The sequence below is a fragment of the Amycolatopsis anabasis genome, from assembly GCF_009765355.1.
Lineage (GTDB): Bacteria > Actinomycetota > Actinomycetes > Mycobacteriales > Pseudonocardiaceae > Amycolatopsis > Amycolatopsis anabasis.
Genome location: NZ_VTHK01000029.1, coordinates 74,381 through 89,035 on the forward strand (window position 1 = coordinate 74,381; position 14,655 = coordinate 89,035).

The window sequence follows — 14,655 nt, forward strand, 5'->3', positions numbered from 1 at the left end:
GTGAATAGCGCTTCGAGCTGCTGGTCGCCACGCCCTGTCCCGGGCGAAGACCGCGGACGCGGCACTGGCCGCCGTGCTGGAGTCCTATCTGGACCTGACGCTCGGCCACGGCGACCTGATCGGCATCCTGATCACCGAGATGATCAACCTGCCGGAGGCGCACCGGCACGAACTGCGCCGCCGCCCGGCCTTGCGCGCGGAGTTGCTCGCGATCGGCCGGGCGCTGCCGGGGATCACGGCCGATACCACGGCGGGGCGATCCTCCAGGTGACGTCGTCGGCGTAGAAGGCCTTGGCGTTGTAGCTCCCGGGGCCACCGGAGGCGGCCAGCCACAGTTCGGACGCGTAGTGGCGGAGGAACCGGCCGGGCTTGTTGTTGGCCTCGAAGGAAACTCCCGCGCCGCCGAGACCCGGGCGGGCGCACCAGGTGGCGTCCTCCAGGTACTGGTACCGGGGTTCGGTGGACAGTTTGTATTCCTTGCGGACGCGGAAGTCGCGGTGCCGCAGGTACTCACCGGGGAAGTTCACCGATTCGAACGAGTAGCATGCGGCGTTGGCCAGCCCACGGCGGACGATCCAGGTGGCGTCCTTCCTGAGCGTTTCGTCCGAGGCAGCGGTGACCTTCTCGGTGTAGCCGAGCGAGTCGTAGTGCCGCGCGAACTTCTCGGTGTGACCGGGCGTGGTGACCTGCAACGAGATCGGGGCGTTCAGGGTGAGCGGCACGGATTCGGCCACCGGGGTTCCGGCGAGCAGCGCTCGGTTCGCCTTGCGCAGCCGGGCGGCGTCGGGTTTGAGCACCCGCCGGTCATAGGTGTAGAGGCCGTTCACCTCGGTTTCCACGTCGGTGAGCTGGGTGTAGATCGCCGAGGACAGCCCGTTGGCCGGGATGAGTCGTTGGATTTCGGCCTGCATGTGCACGTACCGGTTGGTCAGCGCCTCCGCACTGCGCACCTTCTCGTAGCTGTACTCGACGCCCGGCTTCCAGACGTGCCCGGGAACGGCCAGGCCGAGGCCGCCGTACTCGCCGAGCGCCGCGACGCGGGTCGCGGTCGCCTGGTGCGGCGCGTCCGGATCGTCGAGGTCGTCCGGGCCGACGTAGATGTGGTCGTCGACGACGTCGCCGTTCCCGGCGTCGACCTCGCCGCAGCAGTTGACCCCGGAGTTGTTGTCGACCAGCCGCGTCGGGTCCCAGGCCTTGACCTGGTTCGTGATGTCGCCGACCTGGTAGGCGCCCCAGCCCTCGTTGAACGGCACCCACTGGACGATCGAGGTCACGCCGCGCAGCTGGTCGATCAGGGCGCGCAGCTCGGCCTTGAACCCGGCGTCCGCCTCGGCGTTCGCGGGCGGGCGCGCCATCGACGGCATGTCCTGCCACACCAGCAGGCCGAGCTTGTCGGCCCAGTAGTACCACCGGTCTGGTTCGACCTTGGCGTGCTTGCGGACGGTGTTGAAGCCGAGGTCCTTGTGCGCTTGCAGGTCGAACTTCAGCGCCTCGTCGGTCGGCGCGGTGTAGACGCCGTCCGGCCAGTAGCCCTGGTCCAGGGTTCCGGCCTGGAACACGAACTGGCCGTTGAGAACGGGCCGGAGCACGCCGTTGACCTGCGCCTTGCCGATCGAGCGCATCCCGAAATAGCCGCCGACCCGGTCCAGCACGCCGGTGCCGTCCTCGACGGTGGCCTCGAGGTCGTAGAGGAACGGGTTGTCCGGGGACCACAGCCGGGGATTGGGCACGTTCAGCCGGAGTTCGGTGTCCGGCGCGCCGGTGCCGGTCGCGACGACCGTGCCGCCGTCGCGCGCGGTGACCCGCACGGTTTTGCCCGCGGCGCCGGCGGTGCGGACGGTGACCCCGACCGCCGAACCGGGCACGTCCGGGGTGACGTCGAGCCGGGTCACGTGCGCGGCCGCGGTCGGCTCCAGCCAGACGGTCTGCCAGATGCCCGAGGCGGCGGTGTAGAAAATGTCGCTCGGGTTGAGGCGCTGCTTGCCGAGCGGTTGCCCGCCCGCGTCGGTCGGGTCGTGCACGCCGACGAGCAGTTCGTTGCCGCCGGGCCGCACCGCGTCGGTGATGTCGAAGGAGAACCGGGTGTACCCGCCGGTGTGGCCGCCCACCCGCACGCCGTTGACCCAGACCTCGGCGCGCCAGTCCACCGCGCCGAAGTTGAGCTGGATCCGGCGGCCGGACCACTCGGCGGGCACGGTGAAGTCGCGCTGGTACCACATCCGGTCGTGGTGGCGCTGGATACCGGACAGCGCCGATTCGATCGGGTAGGGGACCAGCACCGATTCGGCGAGCGGCTGCCCGATCGGCGGCGCCTGCCCGGCGGTGGCCGCGGCGAACCGCCAGACGCCGTTGAGGTTCTGCCAGTCCGGCCTGGTCAGCTGCGGCCGCGGGTATTCCGGCAAGGCGTTGTCCGGGCCCACCTGGGCGGTCCAGGGCGTGGTCAGCGGCGGGGTCTTCGGCTGCCAGCCGGTGGTGCTCGCGGAGGCGACCCCGGGCAGGCCGCCGAGCGCGAGGAGGGCGCCGATCAGGAGCGGGAGGATTCTTCGGTGCACGGTGCGCGACGACATGGCGATACCCCCAGATGTGAACACGCTTCCAATACCGTCCATCACGCGCTCGCCGTTACCGGGGTTGCCCGGCGGGCATGAAAGTATGGCGAACCGTGACGGACAGCGACGCCAAGTGCGTGTTTTGCGCGGTGATCCGCGGTGACGAGCAGGCCGAGGTCATCGCGGAGAACGACCACCTGATGTCTTTCCTGGACCACCGGCCGCTCTTCCGCGGGCATGTGCTGCTCGTGCCGAAGACCCATCACCGCATTCTCAGCGATCTTCCGGCCGAGCGCGTGCCGGAGTTCTTCACCGAGGCACAGCGGCTGGAACGCGCGGTGGAGACCGGGCTGGAAACCGACGGCTCGATGATCCTGATCAACAACGTGGTGAGCCAGTCGGTGCCGCATCTGCACCTGCACGTCATCCCGCGGCGCCGCAAGGACGGGCTGCGGTTCTGGCTCGGACCCCGGCATCCATACGATGCCGAACATCCGGCCAAGGCCTACGCGGAGAAGATTCGCGAGGCTTTGGCGGCGCTCTGAGGGGCCTGCCTGGTACACGGAAGGGAGGCCGGGTGCTGGGGGTCGTGAGTGGACAGACCGGTTAGAACCGGCCCAAACACTCACGACCCCGCATGCTCGGGGCGCCGGCCGGCACCACCCGCGGGAACGGCGGTGCCGGCCGTCCTGGGGGCGGGCGTCACTCCTGACAGGTCCGGCCCCGGTTGATGCAGTTCACCAGCCGGTTCATGATTTGCTGGGACATCACGTTCGCGAAATCGTCGTGTTCGGATGCCGGGTTGTGATCCTCCTCGGGGAATGAGTCCACTTTGTACTGACCCGCGAGCTGCACCTCACGCGGGATGTCGTAGGTCAGGCTGATCCGCAGTTGCGGCACCGCCGTGAAACCGGATTTGCACTGGCCGTTGGCGTTCGGGAACACGATGTGGTCGCGGTGGTTCTTGCTGTCGATGTTCTTGCCGTCCCAGCAACTCGGGAAATCGTGCACCCGCTTGACTTTGCTCCCTTCCGGGCAGATCGGGTACTTGTCGATCAGGCGGTCCTCGAAACCGGTGCAGGTGAAGCCCGCCTTGGCGTTCTTCGGGCCGTTCGTCGAAACCTTGGCGTCGCCGTAGAGCACGCGCAGGAACTTCGGCATGGCCCGGACCGGGCCGGCCGGGCTGCCGCGGAAGGTGAGTTCGACGGTTTCCGGTCGCTGGATTTCCCCGTCGTTCCCGGGCAGCTCGTTCGCGTCGTCCTGCTCGGGCAGGCGGGGCAACTGACCCACGCCTTCGCTGTTCTCGTCGCCGTTGTCGATTCCCTTGCTGTTCTTGTTCCGCATCGCGCAGGCGGCCAGATCGTCCATGTCCGGACGCTCGCCGGAGCGGCCGACCGCGTCGGCGATCCGGTTTATCGAGGCGCTTCGCTTGTCCCGCAACGGGTTCAGCACGGCATCTTCGTTCGTGCCGGGATTGGCGGCGAGCTGCTTGTCGGCTTCCGCCTGCTGCTGGTCCAGTTCGGCCAGTTGCCCGTCCACCTCCGGCATCGCCTCGTCCGGCACGTCGGCCAGCGCGGTCGCGACGTCCGGGCATTCCACCCGGGGCACTTCCGCGGCCTGCTTGTCCTGATCGCGCTGGGCCTCCCGCTTCTGCTTGTTCTCGCCCGAGGATCCTTCTCCTTGCTCTTCTTCCTCCTCCTCCTGATCGATGCGGAGCACGGGCCAGAAGTACGCGGATTGGTCACCGTTCTTGCAGGTGGTGCCCGCCGCGAGCAGGCTCCGGTTGTTGGAGACGGCGTTGGTGGACAGGTTTCCCACGTAGTCGTGCAGATGCTCGGCGCCGTTGCGCACGCCGGGCTGCGCGATGAAGTTGTCCGGGTTGAAGTGGCCGTTCTCGTTCTTGCCACAGTCGACCGTGAACGTTCCCCGCGACGCGCGCCCGGACAACCGTGGTTCCTTGACGTTCGGCTGCACCTTGGTGATGTCGACGAAGAAGGACTTGTCGACCGCGTCGGCGCTGGCTCGTCCTGGGTCACCGGTCGTGGTGGCGATCGCGACGGCGCCGACCGCGATCGTCAGGCCGAGCGCACCGGTCGCCAGTTTCGTTCTCCGGGAGACTCGGTGTCGCCCTTGGTTTCGGGCCATTGACTGCTCACCTCGTTCACGTTTCGCCCGGGCGCGCGCGGGTACGCGTGCGCCCCGGCTTGGAGCTGCAGATGTGTTCGGTGCAAAGGAATCCCGGCCGGGAAACGTCGATCAGGTGCGTCGCGGGGCCTGACACCGGTACATACGGATGCCGCCACATCGGGAGTTCAAAACGCGACTCCGCCGTTATCGTTCCGTTACCTTATCTTGCGGCGCTTGCAAGAAAGTGGCTCCGGGAGGTGCCTGCGCTCAGTTCCGGGGAAGTAGGCCGTTCGCGAGCACGTCGGTCGCCGTGGCGAGCATGGCGCGGAGTTCGGATTCCGTGCGGCGCAGGGAATCCGGGCGCCAGGCGAGGCTGATGATGCCGTTCCAGGCGGCCCAGAGGATCGCGGCGACCTCCTCGGGATCGACGGCGCGCAACTCCCCGGCCTCGATCCCGTGCCGCAGCGCCGCGACGAGCCGGGCGTTCTGCTCGTCGACCGAGCGGACCAGCCGTGCGGAAAGCTCCTGGCCCGCCGGGTACTGCCCGGGCTCGTTCGGGAAGGCCAGCATCCGGAAGTAGTCCGGGTGGTCGAGGTAGAACCGCAGGTACTCCTCGGCCGCGGCGTAGATCTGGTCCCGCGGCGACCGGTTCGCGGTGTACGCGCGGTCCATGTAGTGCCGGTCGACGTCCAGGGCGCGTTCGACCACGGCCGCGTGCAACCCGGCCTTGGAGCCGAAGTGGTTGTAGATCGAGCCCACGGCGACCCCCGCGCGGCCGGCGATCTCCTCGACGGTCACCTCGTCGACCGGGCGCTCGCGGAAGATCTCCTCGGCGGCGTGCAGCAACGCGTCCAGGGTGCGGCGCTTGCGGGGATCCATGCGGGCCTTTCGTGAAGTCGTTGCAAGATCCGGGCGTCACTGTACTGCGCGGGTTCCGGGTTCACGGGGGAGACGCGGGAAGGCGCAGCCGCACGCGGTAACCGCGGTTCCGGGTCGGCCCCGCCTCCACCGTCCCGCCCAGCAGCGCGGCGCGTTCGCGCAAGCCGAGGAGCCCCTGACGCGCGCTGGGCAGCGGCACGATCGGCCGGGTGGGCGGGGTGTTGGTGATGGTGACGACCAGTTCGTTGTCCTCCTCGCCGAGCCGGATCGTCGCGGTCGCGCCGGGCGCGTGCTTGCGGACGTTGGTCAGCGCTTCCTGGACCGTGCGGTAGATCGCGCGCTGCACCGGCGCGCCGGTGTCCGCGGGCAGTTCGCCGTCGAGCCGCGCCTTGATCCCGCTGGTGCGGATGAGCTGGTCGAGTTCGGCGAGCGTGGGCTGCGGCGTGAGGTCGGGGCTCGGGCTGCCGGACGCCCGCAGCAGGGTGACCATGTGCCTGAGCTCGTCGAGGGTGTTCACGCTGAGCTGGCGGATCGTGGCGGCGGCGTCGCGCGCGTCCGGATCGGCGGTGCTGACCTGCAACGCCCCGGCGCGAACGGCGATGAGGCTCACCTGGTGCGACACCACGTCGTGCATTTCGCGCGCGAGCTGGGTGCGTTCCCGGGCCAGGGCGCTGGCCGCGTCCAGGCGGCGCTCGTGCTCCCGCGCCTCGCGGATTTCGTCGAGGCGCAGGGAGAGATCGCGGCGGGTGCGCATGAGCTGCCCCAGCGAGATCGGGGCGGCGGCGGTCATGATCGCGTAGATGACCTCGAGCAGGATCGCGTTCCCGTCGGAGACCAGGAGTTCGGGCGGCGGCCAGGGCAGGGTGTACCCGGCGACCACCGCGACCGCGCAGCCGGCGAGGATCCGGCGGTCGCGGGTCTGTTTCGCGACGGTGTACAGGGCGATCAGGGCGGCGATCACCGCGTCGGCGAGGAACAGCGCGGGCAGGCTCAGCACGAAGGCGACGTAAGGGAGCCGCCGCCGGACGGCGAGTGCCGCCGCGGCGACGGTGGCGGCCACCGTGAACCAGGGTTCGCTGGGGTCGGCGTTGAGCCAGACGTCCAGCAGCGCGATGCCGACGAGCGCGGCGTCGACCACCGGGGCGGGCGGTTTCATAGCAGGTCTTCGCTCTGCTCGAGCAGGCCGGCGCGCTGCGCGAGCAACGCGGCCTGCACCCGGCTGCCGACTTCCAGTTTCGCCAGGATCGCGCTGACGTGATCCTTGACCGTGCCGACGCTGAGGTGGATCCGCGCGCCGATGTCGGCGTTGGAGAGCCCGTCCGCGATCAGCACGAGCACCTCGCGTTCCCGGTCGGTCAGCTGGGCCACCCGCCGGGCGGCCGCCGCGCTGGCCCCGCCGTCGAGGTACCCGTCCACGACCGCCCGGGTGACCTTCGGCGACAGCACCACGCCACCCGCCGCGAGCGTGCGGACCAACTGGGCGAGTTGTTCGGGGTCGGTGTCCTTGAGGATGAATCCGGCCGCGCCCGAACGGAGTGCGGCCGCGATGTACTCGTCGGAGTCGAACGTCGTCAGCATCGCCACCACCGGTGGATCCGGCATGCCCCGAATCTCCCGCAGAATGGTGAGGCCGTCGACATCCGGCATCCGGATGTCCAGCAGCACGACGTCGGGCCGGTGCAGCCCGACCTCGCGCATCGCCTGGCTCCCGGCCGCGGTGGACACCACGTCGATGTCCCCCGCGGCCCGGAGGATGAGCTCGAAGCCCGAACGCACCAGGGCTTCGTCATCGACCACGACTACCCGGATCACCCGCACCCCGCTCGGTCGCCCTTCCCCTGCGCTCAACAGTAGGGCAACTCAGGAGCGGGAAACTCGGAAATTCAGGCGGGTTCGGGGAGCGGCTCGCCAGTTTCCAGGAGGGTCTTGAGGCTGGACAGGATGGGGGACCAGCCCTCGCTGATCATGCTGTGGAGCTTGCCGTTCGGTTCGAAATCGTCGTGGACGACGGTGAGTTTCACCATTTCGCCGACCGGTTCGATTTCGAAGGTGACCTTGGACCGGCGTTCCCTGGCGAGCTGGGCCAGGGTTTCCTCGTCCAGGTCGACGCTCTTGGCGAATTCCGGGGTGAAGGTGTGCCAGGTGTAGGCGAGGCGGCGGTAGGGCTCGGATTCCAGGACGACCTGTTCGGGATCCTCGATCCGCACGCCCAGTTGCTCCCAGGCCATCGTCGAACCGGCCTGCCAGTCCGTGTCGAACGTGGTGCCCCAGTAACGGCTGGTGAAGGCCGGGTCGGTCAGCGCCTGCCAGAGCTTCTCCGGCGTGGTGCTGATGTAGGTGGTGTAGACGAACTCGGGGTTGCCCATGGGGTCCTGCTCCAATGCGGTCTTCAGATCCGCGAGCGCGCGCACGCGTTCGCGGTCGTATTGGTTGATCCAGCGTTCGGCGATGGCGTTGATCGGCTCGGCGTTGAGGTAGTGCAGCTTCTCCCGGCCGCGCTTCACCGCGCTCACCAGGTTCGCCGCCTCCAGCACCGCCAGGTGTTTGCTGACCGACTGCCGGGCCATGTCCAGCCCCGCGCACAGTTCCCGCAGGCTCTGCCCGTTGCGGGCGTTCAAACTGTCGAGCAACCTGCGGCGGCTGGCGTCGGCCAGCGCCTTGAACACCTCGTCCATCTCGTGCCACCCTAAACATGCAGCCGTTTGGCTGCCTGAAGAATAGGCAGCCAAACGGCTGCATGTCAACCGTGCAGGGTAACCGCAGGTCAGAGGTGGGTCCACACCTCGTTCAGGGCGCCGCGGAGGATCTGCTCGATCTCGTCGAACTGGGCCTGGCCGCAGATCAGGGGCGGCGAGACCTGGACGACCGGTTCGGCGCGGTCGTCGGCCCGGCAGTACAGCCCGGCTTCGAACAGGGCGCCGGAGAGGTGACCGCGCAGCACCCGTTCGGATTCCTCGGCGGTGAAGGTCTCCTTGGTGCCCTTGTCCTTGACCAGTTCGATCCCGTAGAAGAAGCCCGCGCCCCGGATGTCGCCGACGATCGGCAGCTCGGCCAGTCTGTCCAAAGTGGAGCGAAACGCGGACTCGTGTTCGCGCACGTGCCGGTAGAGGTCCTCGCGTTCGATCAGGTCGAGGTTGGCCAGGGCCACCGCGCAGGAAACCGGGTGACCGCCGTAAGTGGAGCCGTGCATGAACGTGGTGGTGCCGTGCTGGAACGGTTCCGCCAGGCGATCGGCGACCAGCACCGCGCCGAGCGGGGCGTATCCCGAGGTGAGCCCCTTGGCCGTGGTGATGATGTCGGGGGCGTAGCCGTACCGCTTGGCGCCGAAGTCGAAACCGAGGCGGCCGAACGCGCAGATCACCTCGTCGGACACCAGCAGCACGTCGTGCCGGTCGCAGATCTCGCGGACGCGCTGGAAGTACCCGGGCGGCGGCGGGAAGCAGCCGCCGGTGTTCTGCACCGGCTCCAGGAACACGGCCGCGACGGTGTCCGCCCCCTCGAACTCGATGGCCTGCTCGATCTGGTCGGCGGCCCAGCGGCCGAACGCCTCGTAGTCGTCACCGTGCTCCGGCGCGCGGTAGAAGTTGGTGTTCGGCACGCGGAGCGTGCTCGGCACCAGCGGCTCGAAATCCTGTTTGGCGCCGGGGATCCCGGTGATCGACAGCGCGCCCTGGGATGTGCCGTGGTAGGCCAGCGAACGGCTGATCACCTTGTGCTTCCCCGGTTTCCCGGTCAGTTTGAAGTACTGCTTGGCCAGCTTCCACGCGGTCTCCACCGATTCGCCGCCGCTGACGGTGAAGAACACCCGGTTCAGGTCGCCGGGCGCGTCGGCGGCGAGGCGTTCGGCGAGTTCGATCGCGGCCGGATGGGCGTGGCCCCACAACGGGAAGTACGCCAGCTGCCGGGTCTGCCGGGCCGCGGCCTCGGCGAGTTCCTCGCGGCCGTGCCCCACCTGGACGGCGAACAGTCCGGCCAGGCCGTCGAGGTACCGCTTGCCGTTCGAGTCCCAGAGGTAGGCGCCTTCGCCGCGCACGATCACCGGGACCTCCGCCTCGGCGAAGCCGGAGTGGCGGGTGAAGTGCAGCCACAGGTGGTCCGCGGCCGACCGGGACAGATCGGTGGTCAGGACGTCCGCGGTGAGCAGAGCTTCGTCGGGCATGGTTCCTCGCAACGGGGAATCGGCAGGACCGCCGGGTTGTCCCGGCGGCGCGGTCTTCCTCGTTTATCGCACACCAGTCGACCTTGCGCAAGCGAATCCGTTGTTGCGAAGGCTTGAGGCTGCGGATTTCGTAGCCGGGGCTAGCGGGTGCCCCACTGGTAGGACTGCTTGCGCAGCTTCAGGTAGACGAGCGTCTCCGCGCGGCGCACGCCCGGCATCGTGCGGATCCGGGTGGAGATCAGCTCCAGCAGGCGGGTGTCGTCCGCGCAGATGGCCTCGCACAGGAGGTCGAACCGGCCGGCGCAGATGATCACGTACGCGATCTCGTCGATCTCGGCGAGCGCGTCGGCGACCGGTTCCAGCGGGCCGTCGACGTTGATCGCGATCATGGCCTGGCGGAACAGCCCGACCTGCATCGGATCGGTGACCGCCACGATCTGGATCACACCGGTTTCGGACAGGCGCTGAACCCGCTGGCGAACCGCGGCCTCGGACAGGCCGACCGCCTTGCCGATCGCCGAATACGACCGCCGGCCGTCTTCCTGGAGCTGCTCGATGATCTTCTTCGAGAGGTCGTCGAGCGGAGGGGACGCGGGCCGTTCGGTGGCCGGGTTCTTCGCGTTCATGGGCGCATTATTCCGGTCGCCCGGCGCGGTCGGCCGGCTTCCGGGCGGTTCGCGGGTCGAGTCGCCGATCGGTGCTCCAGGTGGGCCAATTCGAGGCATTGGATCACGTTAACAACGGATTTCGTTGCGATCGACCCGTTGACATCGCGAATTTCGCGCTGTTCTATGCGTCACACCGTTGTCGGCCGAGGGCAAGGAGAGCGCGCATGACCGGAACCGCGACCCCCGACCCGCCGGTGCTCACACCGGACCGCGACGGCCCGCCGCGCGCGCTGACGCGATCGATCGGCGTGACCGGCGGAACCCTGCTCACGCTGAGTTGCCTGACCCCGGCGTCCTCGTTGTTCGTGGTCGTGCCCCCGCTGCTGGGCACGCTCGGCACCGGCACCGCGCTGACCATCGCCCTGGCCGGGCTGCTGTGCGTCGCGGTCGCCTTCTGCTACTCCGAACTGGGCACGCTGGTGCCCAGTTCCGGCGGCGAGTACGCGATGGTGAGCACGGTGGCCGGCCGGTTCGCCGGCTGGCTGATGTTCGTGCTCTCGCTGCTCATCGTCCTGGTCATCCCGCCGATCATCGCGGTCGGCGTGGCCGAGTACCTGAGCGCGGTGGTCGAGCTCGACGCACCGGTCGCGGGGGCCCTGGTGATGGTGGCCTCGACGTTGATGGGCCTGCTGAACCTGCGCGCCAACGCGTGGATCACCGGGATCTTCCTCGGGCTCGAGGTGGTGGCCGCCGGGGTGGTGGCCGCGCTGGGCTTCGCCCACGCCGAACGCCCGGTGACGGTGCTGCTGCGCCCCGCGCTGACCGAGCACTCGAGCACGCTGACCGCGGTGACCGTGGTGGCGGGGCTGGCCGTCGCGCTGTTCGTGCTGCAGGGTTTCACCACCGCCGTCTACCTCTCCGAGGAGATGCGGTCCCCGCGCCGGACGGTGGTGCGTACCGTGCTGTGGACCCTGCTGATCGGCGGCCTGGTGGTGCTCGTCCCGGTCGTCGCGATCATCCTGGGCGCCCCCGATCTGGAGACGCTCGCCGCCGGCGACCTCGCGGCGATGGTGACCGGGTGGAGCGGTTCGGGCGTCGGCGTGTTCGTGAGCCTGTGCATCGCGGCCGCCATCGTGAACGCGGCCATCGTGATGGTCATCCAGAACTCGCGGGTCCTCTACGCCTCCGCCCGCGATCGCGCCTGGCCGGTGGCGGTGAGCCGCGCGTTCGGCACGGTGAGCCGCCGGTTCGGGTCGCCGTGGGTCGCCACGCTCGTCGTCGGACTGTCCGGCGCCGCCCTGTGCTTCGTGCCGATCGACACGCTTTCCGGGGTGACCAGCGTGTCGGTCGCCGCTCTCTACCTCGGCGTCGCGGTCGCCTCGCTGGTCGGCCGCCGCGGCGCGCACCGGACCGGGCAGGCGTGGCGGATGCCGTGGTGGCCGGTGCTGCCGATCCTGGTCGCGATCGCGCTGCTCTACATCCTTTCCCAGCAGAAGTTCCTGGATCTGGTCATCACGGTTGGCATCCTGGTGCTGGCGACCGCCTACTGGCGCTGGTACCTCCGGCCCCGGCCGGACCGGCGCTGGATCGTCGTCGCGCGGCCCGAGAGCGAGGAGTGATCGTTGCCCCGCACCGAGATGTTCCGCTTCCTGCGCCGCACGGCGCTCGACCATGCGGCGGCCGAGCGCGCCGGGATGCCGGTGCTCGAGTTCCGCGAAGCCCGGCTGGCCCGGGCCGCGGGCGCGCTGAGCCGCCGGGACGTGCTGAGAATCGGCGCCGCGTTCGGCGGTGCGGCGCTCGTCCTGGGCGCGTCCCGCCCCGCGCGAGCCGTCCCCGTCAGGAAACCCGCGCCGCGGATCGCCATCGTCGGCGCCGGGATCGCCGGGCTGACCGCGGCGCTGACCATGGCCGACGCCGGGATCGCGGCGACCGTGTTCGAAGCCGGGGACCGCGTCGGCGGGCGGATGTTCTCCGAACGCGACTACTGGGGCGGCCAGACCGCGGAATACGGCGGCGAGTTCATCGACACCGGTCACACGGCGATCCGCGACCTCGCCCGGCGGTTCGGCCTGCCGCTGACCGACGTCCGCGACGCCGCGCCGGAGGAAAGCCGGGACCTCCTGTTCTTCGGCGGCCGCTACCGCTCGCACCCCCAGTTCGTCGAGGACTTCCGGCCGGTCTACAAGGCGCTGCGGGCCGACCTCGACACGGCGGGGGAGGCGGCGCCGACCTGGGACTCGGCCACCCCGGGCGGGGTGGCGCTGAGCCGGATGAGCGTCGAGGAGTGGATCGCGACCCGCGTTCCCGGCGGTTACTCGACCTGGATCGCCCGGTTCCTCGACGAGGCCTACACCGTCGAATACGGCCGCGAGACCGGCGAGCAGACCGCGGTGAACCTGGTCTACCTGATGGCCGACCAGGAGGACCTGGCGAATCCGAACGTCTGGGGCGCCTCCGACGAACGGTTCCGGATCACCGGCGGCAACCAGCGCCTGCCGGAAGCGATCGCGGCCGCGTTGCCGCGGAACGCCATCCAGTACGGCTGGCGGCTCGAGGCGATCGCACGCGACGCGAACGGCGGCCAGACGCTGACCTTCGACGGGGGCCGGACGGTCCGCGCGGACCACACGATCCTGACCCTGCCGATCGGCGTGCTCCAGCGGGTCGACCACACCCGAGCCGGGTTCGATCCCCGCATGCGCGCGGCGATTTCCGCGCTGCGCATGGGGTTCTGCAGCAAACTGCACCTCGGCCTGGGCTCCCGCCCGTGGCTCGCGCCGGGGCCGTGGCCCGGGGTTTCCAACGGCACCACGTTCGCCGACCTCGGTTACCAGCAGACCTGGGACGCCACCGCCGGGCAGCCCGGGCGGAAAGGCATCGCCGTGCAGTACGGCGGTGGCGAGGGGGCACTGCGCTTCCGGCCCGCCCGGCCGTTCACCACCAACCGGACCGCGTACGTGCGCGCGGCGGCGGCCCGCGAACTGGCCGCCGTGGACGAGGTCGTGCCCGGGGTGCGGCGGGCGTGGACCGGCCGGGCGACGCTCGCCGCGTGGCACGTCAACCCGGACTCACTGGGCGCCTACAGTTGCTATCCGGTCGACTACTGCCACCGGTACGCGGGCTACGAGGGAACGCGCCAGGGCAACATCCACCTGGCGGGGGAGCACACCTCGGCCGACTCGCAGGGATATATGAACGGGGGCGCGGAAAGCGGTGCCCGAGCGGCCCGGGAGGTGCTGGCCGACCTGGCGTAGTCGGGTACCTTCGGTGCTGTTCACGTCCTGGAGGAAAAGCACCTGGTGAAGACTCGAATTCCGGTCATCGTCGTCTCGGGTTTCCTCGGTTCCGGTAAGACCACCCTGCTCAACCACCTGCTGAACAACAACGCGGGCGCCCGGATCGGCGTGATCGTCAACGACTTCGGCAGCATCAACGTCGACGCGATGCTGGTCGCCGGTCAGGTCGATTCGATGATCTCGCTGAGCAACGGCTGCCTGTGCTGCGCGGTCGACACCGCGGGGATGGACAAGCTCCTCACCCGGCTGGCCCGGCCCGGTTCGGAGATCGACGTGATCGTGATCGAGGCGAGCGGCCTGGCCGAACCGCGCAGCCTGGTCCGGCTGGTGCTGGCCAGCACGAACCAGCGCATCGAATACGGCGGCCTGGTCGAGGTGGTCGACGCCGCGGAGTTCGAGGACACTCGCGCCCGGCATCCCGAACTCGACCAGCACGTGCGGTTCGCCGATCTCGTGCTGCTCAACAAGATCGACCGCCGGACCGGGGACGCGCGGGCCCGGCTGCTCGACGAGATCGGGCGGCTCGCGGCGGGAACCCCGGTCGTGCCGACCGAACACGGGCGCGTGGATCCGGAGTTGTTCTTCGACCGCCGCACCCGGCCCGAGCGCGCCGAGGTGGCGCGGCAGCTTTCGTTCGACGAACTCCACGAGCACGATCACCACTGCGACGACGGCCACGCGCACGCCCAGTACCAGAGCGTCGAGTTCGTCACCGAGGAGGCGCTGCACCCGCGCCGCTTCATGCGGTTCCTCGACGAACGACCCGCCGGGCTGTACCGGATGAAGGGCTTTGTCTACTTCGGAGTGACCGGCCACCGGCAGAAGTTCACCCTGCACACGGTCGGCAGCTACCTCCGCGTCCACCGGTCGAACTGGGGCCGGGACGAGCCGCGCGCGACCCGGCTGGTGCTGATCGGCCGGGACCTCGACGCCGAACTGATCCGCAAGACGCTGGAAGACTGCGTGGAACCGCGGCCGCGGGACGTCGAAGAGCAGGCGATGTTGCGGATTCTCCGGTACCTGGAGGACTAGGCTCA

General features: G+C 69.5%; 13 protein-coding genes. 5 read left to right on the top strand and 8 right to left on the bottom strand.

The genetic code is table 11. The features are described 5' to 3' along the window. Nucleotides 1-73: 73 nt before the first annotated feature. Nucleotides 74-271 (top strand): hypothetical protein, encoded by a 198-nt coding sequence (locus FXO23_RS31700; protein ID WP_158889165.1) that lies wholly within the window; start codon nt 74-76, stop codon nt 269-271. Here FXO23_RS31700 and FXO23_RS31705 read toward each other — a convergent pair. Next, the gene (locus FXO23_RS31705) at nt 234-2,567 is read right to left on the bottom strand and encodes an AbfB domain-containing protein (protein WP_158889166.1); all 2,334 of its coding nucleotides are present in this window, start codon (nt 2,565-2,567) and stop codon (nt 234-236) included. The two genes, FXO23_RS31700 and FXO23_RS31705, sit on opposite strands and share 38 nt — an antisense overlap. A gap of 95 nt (nt 2,568-2,662) precedes the next feature. Between FXO23_RS31705 and FXO23_RS31710 the strand changes: the two genes are divergently transcribed. Further along, nucleotides 2,663-3,094, top strand: a complete 432-nt coding sequence (locus tag FXO23_RS31710; protein ID WP_246258141.1) for an HIT family protein — start codon at nt 2,663-2,665, stop codon at nt 3,092-3,094. Nucleotides 3,095-3,251: 157 nt separating this feature from the next. Here FXO23_RS31710 and FXO23_RS31715 read toward each other — a convergent pair whose 3' ends face one another. The 7 genes from FXO23_RS31715 to FXO23_RS31745 form a co-directional block, all read right to left on the bottom strand. Beyond that, a complete protein-coding gene (locus FXO23_RS31715) occupies nt 3,252-4,694 on the bottom strand; it encodes a DUF1996 domain-containing protein (RefSeq protein WP_158889168.1) in 1,443 nt (480 codons plus the stop codon). A 249-nt stretch (nt 4,695-4,943) separates the two neighbouring features. Continuing rightward, on the bottom strand, nt 4,944-5,555 hold the full coding sequence (locus FXO23_RS31720) for a TetR/AcrR family transcriptional regulator (protein ID WP_158889169.1): 612 nt from the start codon (nt 5,553-5,555) through the stop codon (nt 4,944-4,946). A 61-nt stretch (nt 5,556-5,616) separates the two neighbouring features. Continuing rightward, nucleotides 5,617-6,711, bottom strand: a complete 1,095-nt coding sequence (locus tag FXO23_RS31725) for a sensor histidine kinase (protein ID WP_158889170.1) — start codon at nt 6,709-6,711, stop codon at nt 5,617-5,619. After that, complete coding sequence (locus FXO23_RS31730; protein ID WP_158889219.1) at nt 6,708-7,367, bottom strand: response regulator; 660 nt, start codon at nt 7,365-7,367, stop codon at nt 6,708-6,710. Before FXO23_RS31730 ends, FXO23_RS31725 begins: the two co-directional genes overlap by 4 nt. Nucleotides 7,368-7,438: 71 nt before the next feature. Further along, the gene (locus FXO23_RS31735) at nt 7,439-8,230 is read right to left on the bottom strand and encodes an ArsR/SmtB family transcription factor (RefSeq protein WP_158889171.1); all 792 of its coding nucleotides are present in this window, start codon (nt 8,228-8,230) and stop codon (nt 7,439-7,441) included. A gap of 89 nt (nt 8,231-8,319) precedes the next feature. Continuing rightward, nucleotides 8,320-9,714: an aspartate aminotransferase family protein gene (locus FXO23_RS31740; protein ID WP_158889172.1), complete on the bottom strand. Its 1,395-nt coding sequence runs from the start codon at nt 9,712-9,714 to the stop codon at nt 8,320-8,322. 140 nt (nt 9,715-9,854) lie between these two features. Continuing rightward, the gene (locus FXO23_RS31745; RefSeq protein ID WP_158889173.1) at nt 9,855-10,340 is read right to left on the bottom strand and encodes an Lrp/AsnC family transcriptional regulator; all 486 of its coding nucleotides are present in this window, start codon (nt 10,338-10,340) and stop codon (nt 9,855-9,857) included. Between the two features lie 206 nt (nt 10,341-10,546). Between FXO23_RS31745 and FXO23_RS31750 the strand changes: the two genes are divergently transcribed. Genes FXO23_RS31750 through FXO23_RS31760 form a run of 3 tightly spaced genes read left to right on the top strand, consistent with a single transcriptional unit; the run spans nt 10,547 to nt 14,650 of the window. Beyond that, entirely contained in the window at nt 10,547-11,941 is a 1,395-nt protein-coding gene (locus FXO23_RS31750) for an APC family permease (protein ID WP_158889174.1), read from the top strand. A gap of 3 nt (nt 11,942-11,944) precedes the next feature. Continuing rightward, a complete protein-coding gene (locus tag FXO23_RS31755) occupies nt 11,945-13,576 on the top strand; it encodes a flavin monoamine oxidase family protein (RefSeq protein ID WP_218952200.1) in 1,632 nt (543 codons plus the stop codon). A gap of 42 nt (nt 13,577-13,618) precedes the next feature. Next, on the top strand, nt 13,619-14,650 hold the full coding sequence (locus FXO23_RS31760; protein WP_179956936.1) for a CobW family GTP-binding protein: 1,032 nt from the start codon (nt 13,619-13,621) through the stop codon (nt 14,648-14,650). The last annotated feature ends 5 nt before the right edge of the window (nt 14,651-14,655 follow it).

Excerpts from the sequence above, each read along its gene's own strand:
- FXO23_RS31705 (WP_158889166.1), bottom strand. The coding sequence starts at position 2,567 with ATGTCGTCGCGCACCGTGCACCGAAGAATCCTCCCGCTCCTGATCGGC.
- FXO23_RS31715 (WP_158889168.1), bottom strand. The coding sequence starts at position 4,694 with ATGGCCCGAAACCAAGGGCGACACCGAGTCTCCCGGAGAACGAAACTG.
- FXO23_RS31720 (WP_158889169.1), bottom strand. The coding sequence starts at position 5,555 with ATGGATCCCCGCAAGCGCCGCACCCTGGACGCGTTGCTGCACGCCGCC.
- FXO23_RS31725 (WP_158889170.1), bottom strand. The coding sequence starts at position 6,711 with ATGAAACCGCCCGCCCCGGTGGTCGACGCCGCGCTCGTCGGCATCGCG.
- FXO23_RS31735 (WP_158889171.1), bottom strand. The coding sequence starts at position 8,230 with ATGGACGAGGTGTTCAAGGCGCTGGCCGACGCCAGCCGCCGCAGGTTG.
- FXO23_RS31740 (WP_158889172.1), bottom strand. The coding sequence starts at position 9,714 with ATGCCCGACGAAGCTCTGCTCACCGCGGACGTCCTGACCACCGATCTG.
- FXO23_RS31745 (WP_158889173.1), bottom strand. The coding sequence starts at position 10,340 with ATGAACGCGAAGAACCCGGCCACCGAACGGCCCGCGTCCCCTCCGCTC.
- FXO23_RS31750 (WP_158889174.1), top strand. The coding sequence starts at position 10,547 with ATGACCGGAACCGCGACCCCCGACCCGCCGGTGCTCACACCGGACCGC.